Below are 11,077 nucleotides of genomic sequence, written 5' to 3' on the forward strand. Positions count from 1 at the left end.
TGGCCGCATCCTCGCGGTGGAGCGATAGGAGCTCTTGCGGGTGTGGCTTGTCCGCAGGTTAATAGATCCCGAAGAGCTCTTATCGCCCCGCCAGGATGGCGATGCGGGGCAACACCTATACTCGCAGGACGGCGCTTTCTGCCCTATAGTGTTTGGTGAGCAATATCGTTCAATTTTGAAACACTCGGTCGTGCGACCGTCGGCGGTTGTACGTCGCAGCGGACAGGGGCAAATCATGGATAGCGATGCCAAGCTGAACATCTTGACCGATGCCCTAGCTGCTGCCGGGGCCTCGGCATTGGCAATCGATGCGCGTGGGGACGTCGCGATCTCGACCATGAATGACGCGGCGCTTGAGCGGGATGTGGCGGCTTTTGTCGCTGAGCGCCTCGACCGCATAGGAGACGGCGCGCGTCTGGTTATGGGGCGTGCGGGTACGCGCCTGAGCCTGACCGTTCGCCCCACCGATAAAGAGGGCGGGGGCCTTTGGGTCATCGTGGTCCGCGAGGTGCGCGCCGCCGCGGCGCATGCGGGCATCGAGTGGCTCAACGCCGACGAAGTTGAGGCCCGCTACGAATCGAGCGCGTACGGCATCGTCGAAAACGCGGCAGCGGTCGCTGCCCCCGTACGGGAGAGCTATGCGCGCGGAGTGCCCCTTATGCTCGAGGGCGAGCTGGGCGCGGGACAGGATCAGATTGCAAAACGCCTGTACCTGGATGGACCCTATGCCGATCAGCCCTTTGTGTCCGTTGCGCTCGATGAGCTTACGGATCGCGGTTGGCGCCATCTGCTCAAAAGTTCCGAATCGCCGCTATTCCAAACGGGGCTGACACTTTGCATGGGCGGCTGGCATGCCGTTGGCCCCCAACGCCTGCGCGAGCTCGTGTCCGCAATGATCGACACGGCGCTCGCAACTCGTTGCCATGTGGTGTTGACGGCAAACGACATGCCAGGCGGCGGCGAAAGCGATCAGGCTGCTTTTGTAACCGAGCGTCTGGCCTGTGCAGTGAGTGTGGCGCCGGCGATTGCCGAGCAGGGCGGCGCGTCGGAAAAGGTTGCGCGCTATCTGGAGTATCTGGCAGATATGTTTGAGACGGCAACACCCGCCTTGTCGTCCGGGGCGGCAAAGACACTCGATGCCTATCGATGGCCCCGTAACTATCTGCAGCTTCGTGAGGTTTCGGAACGACTTTATATATTAGTGAGGACGGGTACAGCCGAGCGGGCGGTGGCGGAGGAGGTGCTCGCCCAGGAGGACGTTGTCAAGACCGCGACCTTTGGTGCCCCGACGCTCGATAGCGATCTGTATATCTTGCGCCCACTGGCCGATACCGAGCGTGATATCGCACGGCTGGTCGTAGGCCACCTTCACGGCAACAGGACCCGAGCTGCCGAAGTACTAGGCATAAGCCGTACGACCCTGTGGCGCCTGCTGAAGGACGACGACCGTTAAGCGAGGCGCCCGTGACCGCGCGCGGCGCGTGTGATACAGTCCAAAGCAGTATTGTTTCGACTGTGTTACGGCGTGCGGGGAGTATGGCGGAGACTTCAAAAACAAATCGGGTTCGAAAGCCCGCGGCGCCGGTCAACCGTCGCACGACTTCACGGACGTGGGGCAAAAGCGCCTCGGGGTTCGACGGCTCGTTCAAACGCACTAAATATGGTTATCCTTCGGCAAGCGCTCGCTTGGCCATGCAGGCCGAATCATCGCTGTGGGGCCGTAAACGTGTGGTGGGGTCAAAGCTCAAGCACGATGGAACGCTCGGCTACATTAGCCGTGGCGCTGCTCGCCGTAGCGGCCTCAATCCCGCAGGCTGGCATCGCTATGTTCCGATCGCGGTCGTTGTCGCGGTGATTGTCATCGCGCTCGCGGCGCTCGGTTACGCCGGCGGCGGGGCCAATCTGGACGCAATGTTTAAGTCGCCCGAGCTCGCGCATGCAGGCACAGAAGTTGTCGAGGGCGTTCAGACCCAGACGGGCGTCGCGCCCCAGCGCAGCATGGTCGCAGCCGCTGCCACCATTGCCGATGCTCAAAAGGATGAAGGCGAACAGGGCGATGGCGCCAAAGCGACTCGAACGAATGAAACGACGACAAATCCATCGGCAAGATAAGTTGCTAGTGGGGTAGCAAATTTGGGACGGGGCCTTTTAGCTGCCCAAGTGTCGAATGCCAGCAGCAGCTCATTCGATGTCAGTCGCCAACAGCGAGCGGGCCGCATTTGCGCCAAGGTGACGTGAAATGAGAGGGCGCTGACCTTCTTCGCGCCCTCGAAAATGAACGTCAGATTGGCGTGAATGCGGCGCGCGTAGCGTCAAGCGGTCCGCCGTTCGGTAGAACGGCGGAACAAATTACCTAACATACACCACGTTGTCGCGGCGCGGCTTTGCCTCGGGTAGCGTGTCCTCGGCATAGCCCAGAATGCAGTTACCGACACCGCGCAGGCTGCCGTCGGCGGGCAGGCCCCAGCTGGCCAGCAGCTCCAGGCCCTCGGGCGAGTCAAAGACCTCATGCGCGCGGTGAATCCAGCACGAATCGACACCCAGTGCATAGGCGGCGTTGAGCAAGTTGCCCATGGCGAGCGAGCCGTCTTCCAGATGTGTGGGCACGCTGCGGTCAACCAGCACCACCACAACGGTCTTGGCGCCATAGAAGGGGTCGCTGTTGCTGCCCATGACCTGGGCGTTGAGCTGTGAGAGACGCTCGACGGTCGCGGGGTCGGTGACGGCGACAAACGTCACCGGCTGGCGGCCCATGCCGCTCGGTGCATATTGGCCGGCTTCGATAATACGTGCAAGCTTTTTGGCCTCGACGGGACGATCGCTGTATTTGCGGCAGCTGCGGCGGTGAATGAGTGCTTCGATAGTCTCCATGGTGTCTCCTTGCGGTGGCGTTGCAGATGCCCCGTTCATACCCGTCGGGCTCAAACGATAGACGGTCAAGTGCCCGGCAACAGGATAGATTCCAATTGGGTAAGTAGGTTTGCATAAAAGTACCTTCAAAATGTGACAAGCCAATGGGATGGTTAAACGTTTTATCCCGTCTGCCCTGCGGTTTTTACCACTTGCCTAAATGACGAACGCATAACCTCTGATAAAGGTTTTACTAAAGGAGTACCAACGTTTATCAACGCGCCGTGGTGGCGCCGGGCCAGGAGGTAACTATCATGTTCCAGGCTGGAGATGTCGTCGAGACCGATTTCGAAGGATTTCTGAAGCTGCTGCGTTCCAAGACACGCGCTTTTGTGACGATTGACGATCACGAGTACTACATCACGCACACCGATGGCTATTGGCGTGTTCAGGATTGCGAGGCCCTCAACGATAAGGGCCACTTTACTGACTGCTCCGAGCTGGTCAACACGCTCTGCGAGGTCGTCGAGCTGCCTTGGATCTGCGGCAAAAGCCTGCACGATAGCTTCTCGGGCGCTACGGTCTACGAGGCTGTCGCCGCTTAACAGGCAATGAAACCCGATTTTCACGTGACCGCTGGCGCCGCCCCCGCGCCGGCGGTCTTTTTCTGCCGATAGGCCATAAAAGCGTAGGCATTTGCGGAGAACCTGTTGACGATAGTCAAAGCTCGGACTAATCTAGAGACACGAAATTGGTCAAAAATCGGACAATCGAATGGTGGGATAGATGAATAGTGCGGTTACGCCGGTCGACTTCGACCGGTTGCTCAATAGACTCGACCATATCTATTCGGAGTTCTCGCGCGCCTGCGGCCTTTCGGACTGCGCTTACTGGATGCTCGTCGATACCAGCACGGCAGGCGGCAGTATTGCCGTAAGCCGTCTGACAAGCGAATGGTTCTACAGCAAGCAGACCATCAACTCGGCAATTAAAACCTTGACGGCGCGGGGCTTCGCAACGTTGGAGTTTGCCGAAGGCAGCCGTAAGAACAAGGTTGTGCGTTTGACCGAAGCGGGTATGCGGTTTGCCGAGCAATATGCGCTGCCGGCGCAAGAAGCCGAGCAACAGGCTTTCGAAGTGCTCGAGCCCTGGGAACAGCGCGAAATCATGCGCCTCATCGAAAAATTTTCCCATGCGCTCGGCGATGAGTGCGATGTCTTTAAGCAGCATATCGCTGCCGAGAATCAAGGTGAGGGTGAGTCGTGCGACTGTTAATGAGGTTTTTGAAGCCCTATCGAGGGCTTGTCGCAGTGACGCTGCTGGCGCTGCTGGTGGATAACGTCGGTACGCTGTTGGTTCCCACGATGCTGGCGAACATGGTCAACACCGGCATTACCACGGGCGATGTCGACTACATCTTATGCAACGGCCTATACATGTTTATCGCGACGAGCATGGCTAGCGGCGGCACGGTGCTGGGCTGCTATCTTTCGGCGCGTCTGGCGGCTAACGTGGCCTGCGATATCCGCAATGCCGTCTACGACAAATCACTCGAGCTGTCTGCCAGCGATTTTGAGCGCTTTGGCACCGGATCGATGATCACGCGCTCACTCAACGACATCAACGTGATTCAACAGGCTGTCCTTCAGACGATTCAGCTGGTGCTGCCCGTGCCGTTCTTGGCTGTGGCGGGCATCATCTTCGCCTGGTTTATCGATCCGGCTATGGGCGTGCTTCTGGGCGTCGTGGTTGCGATCGTGCTGGTTGCGGCGGTCTTTACGGTTGCCAATGCGGCACCGATTTTTATGCGCCTACAGGGCTTTATCGACCGCATGAACGTGGTGCTGCGCGAGAACATCGTGGGCGTGCGCGTCATCCGTGCGTTTAACAAGGAGCGTCGTGAGGAACAGCGCCTGGACGAGGTGTTTAGCGACTACGCCGCCAACGCCATAAAGGTCAACCACCTGTTTGTGGGCCTTGACAGCTCCAGCTTCTTTTTGATGAACATCGCCGAGGTGGCGGTGCTGTGGGTGGGCGGTAACCGGGTGGGCGCCCACGCCATGCAGATTGCGAGTATCTCGGCGGTGCTGGAGTATGCAATTCTGATCCTGTTCTTTGTGATGATGGCCCAGATGGTGGTGCTGACGCTTCCGCGTGCTGCCGCGTGCCTGAACCGCGCGCAGCAGGTGTTGGAGATTGAGCCGAGCATCGTGGACGGCGAGCGTACGCTGGGTGACGGGACGCCTGCCTCCGAGGACGATGCGGATGCTGTTGCCGTGTTCGACCACATGTCGTTTCGCTTTGACGATGCCGACGAGGACACCCTGTGCGACCTGAGCTTTGCCTGTCGTCGCGGTCAGACGACCGCGATTGTGGGCTCGACGGGCTCGGGCAAGTCGACGGTGGCAAAGCTTCTGCTGCGCTTCCACGATGCCACCAAGGGCGCCATTCGCCTGGACGGCATCGATCTGCGCGAGCTTTCGCAAGATGAGATTCGCGGGCGCATCGCCTATGTGCCGCAGAAGGCGTGGCTGTTCTCGGGCACCGTGGCAAGCAATCTGCGCTTTGGCAACGAGGACGCGACCGAGGCGGACATGCTTCATGCGCTGCAGGTTGCCCAGAGCACCTTTGTGCTCGATCAGCCGCAGGGGCTCGATACTCCGGTTGCCCAGGGCGGTACGAACTTTTCGGGCGGCCAGCGCCAGCGTCTGGCAATCGCCCGTGCGCTCATGAAGCATGCCGATCTGTATATCTTCGATGACAGCTTTTCGGCCCTGGACTTTAAAACCGATGCGGCCTTGCGCCATGCGCTGCAGGACGAGACGCGCGACGCCGCGGTGCTCATCATCGCGCAGCGCATCTCGACGATTTTGCATGCCGACCAGATTGTCGTGCTCAAGGATGGCGAGGTCGTGGGCCTGGGCGCGCATGAGGAACTTATGGAAACCTGCGAGGTGTACCGCGCCATCGCGGAATCGCAGATGAAGGGAGGTGAGTAGCATGACCGAGGAGCTCAAGAAGCAAGGTGGCGTTGATGACGACGCTGCCGCGGGGCTGGCCGAGGAAACGGCTACCGCGTCGACCGAGCAGGATGCCGCCGCCAGGGCCGCGGCCGAGCGCGAGGCTCGTCGCCAGGCGCTGTACGAGGAAAACGAGCGTGCCGAGGACGAGCGCGCCCGTGCCGAGGCAGAGCGTATGCGCGACGTGGACGACGAAGAAGAGGACGAGACGCCCCGGGATACCTGGGCGACGGTGCGCCGCTTGTGGAGCGAGGCCGCCGGCGACCATTGGCGCTTCTATATTGTATTCGCGAGCATTGTGTTCTACGTCATCTTTAACACCGCCGCACCGGCATATAGCGCTCATGTTATCGACGAGCTGTGGGGCCATATACAGGTGGCGTTTGCCAGCGGAACGACCTTCAGCATCACCTGGAATCAGTGCGGTAAGACCATCTTTGTCTACTTTTTGATCTGGACAGCCGCCGGATCGTTCTATGCGCTGCAGAGTTTTTTGATGTCGAGCGTCGCCGAGCGACTCAACCTGCGTCTGCGCAACCGCATCGCGCAGAAGCTCAGCCGCCTGCCGCTCGCCTACTTTGACGCGCATCGACCCGGCGAAGTGGTCAGCCGCGCGACCAACGACTTGGACAAGATGTCCGAGAGTATGCAGCGCGGATTGCTGCAGCTGCTGGTATCGATCGGTACCGTGACGGGTGCCATCATCATGATGTTTGTCTATAGCGTCAAGCTCACGTTGGTCTTTTTGGGCTTTACGGCGGTATCGCTGCTGGTGACCAAGGTGGTTTCGCGCCGTACGCATGATGTGACGGGCGAGCGTCAGGAGTGGGTGTCCAAAATCACGAGCGCGGTCGAGGAAGGCTATTCAGGCCGTTTGGTGATTCGCGCATTCAACCGCGAGCATCAGAGCTCTGCCGAGGTGCACGAGGCCTCGAGGGAGCTAGCGCGCGTGAGTACCAAGGCCGACTTTATGATCAATGCCGTCGGCCCTGCGGTTCGCTTTATCGGCCGTTTGGCGCAGATCGTGATCGCGCTGGTGGGCTGCAGCATGCTGGTCGCCGGCCACGTGACCGTCGGCGTGTTCCAGGCGTTCTTCCAGTTTATCTACGGGGCGTCCGAACCCATGACGCAGCTGTCGTTCACTTTCAACTCGCTGCAGAGCGCGCTGGCGAGTGCGGAGCGCGTGTTCGACCTGCTCGATGAGCCCGAGATGGAAGCCGATCCGCTGCCGGGTGAGGCTGCCAGGCTGCCGGGTCGCATTGAGGGCCGCGTCTCCTTTGAGCACGTGCGTTTTGGTTATTCGCCCGACAAGCCGCTTATGCGTGACGTGTCGTTTACCGCCGAGCCGGGCCAGAAGATCGCCGTGGTGGGAACCACGGGCGCGGGCAAGACCACGCTCATCAACCTGCTCATGCGCTTCTACGAGATTGACGGCGGCCGCATTACGCTCGACGGCGTGGACACGAGCTGTATGGACCGCGGCGAGCTGCGCCAGCAGTTTGGCATGGTGCTGCAGGACGCCTGGCTGTTTGACGGCACGATTGCCGAAAACATCGCCTACGGCTGTCCCGAGGCGACGCGCGACGAGATCGTGGCGGCTGCGCGCGCCGCGCAGGTCGACTTCTTTGTGCGCACCATGCCGCAGGGTTATGACACGCGGGTGGCAAACGATGCCGAGAGCATTAGCCAAGGGCAGCGTCAACTGCTGACCATCGCACGCGTGCTGCTCAACAACCCGGCGATTCTCATCCTGGACGAGGCGACGTCGAGCGTGGACACGCGTACCGAGCTCGCCATCGGTCGCGCCATGGACGCGCTTATGCGCGGGCGCACCAGCTTTGTGATCGCGCATCGCCTGTCGACGATCGTGGACGCCGACCTAATCTTGGTCATGGATCACGGCAACATTATCGAGCAGGGCACGCATAAGGAGTTGCTGGCTGCCGAGGGCGCCTACGCCGACCTCTATCTGAGCCAGTTCGCATAATGCGACATGGGGACGGCCCCCTTGTCGCATCAGAAATAAGGCGCGCCGGGGATAGATTCCCTGGCGCGCCTTTGCGCTGGCATGAATGTTGTCATTGGCCGTCCGCGTCTAGCGTTCGTCCACAAGTTTGGCAACGAGGGCTTTGAGCTCGGCTACCTCTTGCTCGAGTTCTTTGACGCGGCGGGCGTTCTCGGTGATGCCCTGACGGTTGAGGGCGGACTGCTCGGCGGCATCGTCAGGCATGTACTCGCGGTGCTGCTTGGCGTCGAAGCTCTCCTCGAACACGCGGCAGCCGTTGCGCTTGATGATGCGTCCCGGTACGCCCACGACGGTGCAGTTGTCGGGCACGTCCTTGACGACAACCGAGTTGCCGCCGATTTTGACGTTGTTGCCGATGCGAATGTTGCCGAGCACCTTGGCGCCCGTGCCCACGGTGACGTTGTTGCCCAGGGTGGGGTGGCGCTTGCCGGTTTCGTTGCCGGTGCCGCCAAGCGTGACGCCCTGGTAGAGCACGCAGTTGTCGCCCACGATGGTGGTTTCGCCGATGACGACGCCCATGGCGTGGTCGATAAAGAAATGCTTTCCGATCTGTGCAGCGGGATGAATCTCGACCCCGGTGATGTGGCGGGTGATTTGCGAGAGCACACGGGCGAGCGAGCGATGACCGTGCTCCCACAGCCAGTGCTCGGGCACGTGGTTCCACTTGGCGTGCAGGCCAGGATAGGAAAGGAAGATGACCAGACCGTTTTGCGCGGCGGGGTCCTGTGCCTGGACGGTCTTGATGTCCTCGCGAATGGTATTGATAAAGCTCACCGGCCGCCCTCCCTTAGCGCCATGGCAATGCGATTCAATAAAGTATAGCGATTCGCTAGGGATTAGGAAGAATAATCTTGGCGGCTTTGCATGACAGGTGTCAGTTATGCAAACTTACTGGTAATGGAGTCATGCTTTTGTGGGGTTGCGCACGAGGGGGCACCGCAACCGTATACTGGTCAACTTGGACGTATCCGCGCCCACAACTGAGAGGTTTTACTTCATGGGTTTCATCAATTTTATTGCCGAGCTACTCAAAGACCCGCGCACCGCGATTGCCAGCTGGATCGCCGCCGGCCCGCTTATGGCCTACGGCTGCGTGTTCCTCATTATCTTCGTTGAGACAGGCGTGGTGTTCTTCCCGTTCCTTCCCGGCGATTCACTGCTGTTTGCTTCGGGCTTCTTTGCCCATAACGGTGGCTTTAACATCGTGGCCCTGCTGGCCGTAGCATGGGCCGCTGCCATCCTGGGAGACCAGTGCAACTTTATGATCGGTCACTTCTTTGGCAAAAAGATCATCGCTTCGGGCAAGGTCAAGGCCATGACGCCCGAGCGTATCAAAAAGTCCGAGGACTTCTTGGACAAGTGGGGTCACCTGGCCATCTTCCTCGGCCGCTTCTTCCCGTTTATCCGCACCTTTGTGCCCTTCATTGCCGGCATGGGCGGCATGCACTGGCGCAACTTTGTCATCTACAACGTGCTGGGCGGCATTACCTGGTCGACGGTCTTTACACTGCTGGGCTACTTCTTTGGTGGCATTCCCTTTGTGCAGGAGCACTTTGAGTTGCTGATCATTGGCATCGTAGCCGTGTCGATCATCCCGACTGTAGTCGGCCTGGTTAAGGCTAAGCTGGGAAAACAGAACGCCTAACTCGAGCCGGCGCGAATAATAGTGTCAAAGAGGCCCGTCACCGCTTGCGGTGGCGGGCCTCTTTTGCTTCGGTCAAATGAAAATACTTTACTTAGTTAAAGAAAAACGTTTTATCCGACGCGCGCGGGGAGTACAATCTCGTCCATGCGAATCGACGTGCCATCGGCTTCGATGTTGCCCGCGTGTCCCGTCCGGCTCTACGCTCCGGGCGTGCGACGTTGCGACACGGTCGGCCTCGGTCCTTGCGTGCGGGTTCGCGAGTATGCAACTGTGTATGTAAGGAGCGACATATGACTGTCGAGAAGAAGGATATCGATTGGGGTAGCCTCGGCTTTGGCTACATGAAGACCGATTACAGCTACGAGGCTCATTGGAAGGATGGCGAGTGGGACGAGGGCGGCCTGACCACCGACCACACCATGCATGTCTCCGAGTGCGGCGGCATCTTCCATTACTGCCAGGAGGTCTTTGAGGGCCTGAAGGCCTACACCGCCGAGGATGGCAGCATCGTCTGCTTCCGTCCCGACATGAACGCTGAGCGCATGTATAACTCTGCCCAGCGCCTCGAGATGCCCCCGTTCCCCAAGGACAAGTTCGTTGAGGCCGTCAAGCAGGTCGTTTCTGCCAACGCCGCCTGGGTTCCGCCTTTCGGCTCCGGTGCGACCCTGTACGTGCGTCCGTTTATGATTGGCTCTGGTGACGTGATTGGCGTGGCTCCTGCTCCTGAGTACACGTTCCGCATTCTCGTGACTCCGGTCGGTCCGTACTTTAAGGGCGGCCTTAAGCCCGTTAAGCTGCGCGTTTCCGAGTATGACCGTGCAGCCCCGCATGGCACCGGCAACATCAAGGCCGGCCTGAACTACGCCATGTCCCTTAAGCCCACGATGGAGGCCCATCGCGAGGGCTATGCCGAGAACCTGTATCTTGACTCCGAGTCTCGCACCTATGTCGAGGAGACCGGTGGCGCCAACGTCCTGTTCGTGAAAGAGGACGGCACCCTCGTCGTTCCGCAGTCGCACACCGACTCGATCCTGCCCTCCATCACCCGTCGCTCGCTCGTTCAGGTCGCTCAGGACCTGGGCATGACCGTTGATCAGCGTCCCGTCGAGTGGGCCGAGGTCAAGGCCGGCACCTTTGTCGAGTGCGGTCTGTGCGGCACCGCTGCTGTTATCTCCCCGGTCGGCGAGATTGACAACAAGGTTTATGGTGCCGACGAGACCGTGACCTTCCCGGCTGGCTGCACCGAGATCGGCCCTGTTATGAAGAAACTTCGCGAGACCCTGACTGGTATTCAGTCTGGTGCTGTTGAGGATAAGCACAACTGGGTTTACACCGTCGCGTAAGCTGTCTTGTATGTTCGGCCCGAGGGCGACCTTCCTTTCCGGCGCGTCCTCGGGCATGAAAGAACCCCCGCTACGCACTACGTGAACTGCCTCCCATTTCTTGGACACGAGAAATGGGAGGCTTTTTATGCGAGTCGACTTGAGGGTGAAGCACGACATCGAGGCCAGGAAGGCGGCGATCGGGCTCTTCGAG

Annotated in this window: 10 protein-coding genes; 8 read left to right on the top strand and 2 right to left on the bottom strand. The window is 59.9% G+C overall.

Annotated elements, in window-relative coordinates; translation table 11 throughout:
• Positions 1-235 precede the first annotated feature (235 nt).
• Both ACTQ05_RS07715 and ACTQ05_RS07720 read left to right on the top strand, forming a co-directional pair.
• Entirely contained in the window at positions 236-1,453 is a 1,218-nt protein-coding gene (locus ACTQ05_RS07715) for a helix-turn-helix domain-containing protein (protein ID WP_441538667.1), read from the top strand.
• Between the two features lie 83 nt (positions 1,454-1,536).
• On the top strand, positions 1,537-2,112 hold the full coding sequence (locus ACTQ05_RS07720; RefSeq protein ID WP_441538669.1) for a hypothetical protein: 576 nt from the start codon (positions 1,537-1,539) through the stop codon (positions 2,110-2,112).
• A 237-nt stretch (positions 2,113-2,349) separates the two neighbouring features.
• Here the strand turns inward: ACTQ05_RS07720 and ACTQ05_RS07725 are convergent, their stop codons facing one another.
• Positions 2,350-2,871, bottom strand: coding sequence for a nitroreductase family protein (locus ACTQ05_RS07725; protein ID WP_427794362.1), 522 nt, complete (start codon positions 2,869-2,871; stop codon positions 2,350-2,352).
• Between the two features lie 293 nt (positions 2,872-3,164).
• Between ACTQ05_RS07725 and ACTQ05_RS07730 the strand changes: the two genes are divergently transcribed.
• From ACTQ05_RS07730 to ACTQ05_RS07745, 4 genes are all read left to right on the top strand, one after another.
• The gene (locus tag ACTQ05_RS07730) at positions 3,165-3,455 is read left to right on the top strand and encodes a CDP-alcohol phosphatidyltransferase (protein WP_154517819.1); all 291 of its coding nucleotides are present in this window, start codon (positions 3,165-3,167) and stop codon (positions 3,453-3,455) included.
• Between the two features lie 181 nt (positions 3,456-3,636).
• The gene (locus ACTQ05_RS07735; protein WP_441041392.1) at positions 3,637-4,125 is read left to right on the top strand and encodes a MarR family winged helix-turn-helix transcriptional regulator; all 489 of its coding nucleotides are present in this window, start codon (positions 3,637-3,639) and stop codon (positions 4,123-4,125) included.
• Entirely contained in the window at positions 4,125-5,849 is a 1,725-nt protein-coding gene (locus tag ACTQ05_RS07740; protein ID WP_441538673.1) for an ABC transporter ATP-binding protein, read from the top strand. The genes ACTQ05_RS07735 and ACTQ05_RS07740 overlap by 1 nt, the downstream gene beginning before the upstream one ends.
• Before the next feature lies 1 nt (position 5,850).
• A complete protein-coding gene (locus tag ACTQ05_RS07745; RefSeq protein ID WP_441538671.1) occupies positions 5,851-7,857 on the top strand; it encodes an ABC transporter ATP-binding protein in 2,007 nt (668 codons plus the stop codon).
• A gap of 108 nt (positions 7,858-7,965) precedes the next feature.
• Here the strand turns inward: ACTQ05_RS07745 and cysE are convergent, their stop codons facing one another.
• Positions 7,966-8,670 carry a serine O-acetyltransferase gene (gene cysE / locus ACTQ05_RS07750; protein WP_441016642.1) on the bottom strand — a complete coding sequence of 235 codons (705 nt, stop codon included), beginning with the start codon at positions 8,668-8,670 and terminating at the stop codon, positions 7,966-7,968.
• A 223-nt stretch (positions 8,671-8,893) separates the two neighbouring features.
• On the opposite strand from cysE, the gene ACTQ05_RS07755 reads away from it, so the two are divergent.
• Positions 8,894-9,541: a VTT domain-containing protein gene (locus ACTQ05_RS07755; protein ID WP_154517831.1), complete on the top strand. Its 648-nt coding sequence runs from the start codon at positions 8,894-8,896 to the stop codon at positions 9,539-9,541.
• Positions 9,542-9,831: 290 nt separating this feature from the next.
• Entirely contained in the window at positions 9,832-10,884 is a 1,053-nt protein-coding gene (locus tag ACTQ05_RS07760) for a branched-chain amino acid aminotransferase (RefSeq protein WP_427728837.1), read from the top strand.
• Positions 10,885-11,077 lie beyond the last annotated feature (193 nt).

It is taken from the genome of Collinsella sp. LCP21S3_A9, assembly GCF_052118785.1.
Lineage (GTDB): Bacteria > Actinomycetota > Coriobacteriia > Coriobacteriales > Coriobacteriaceae > Collinsella.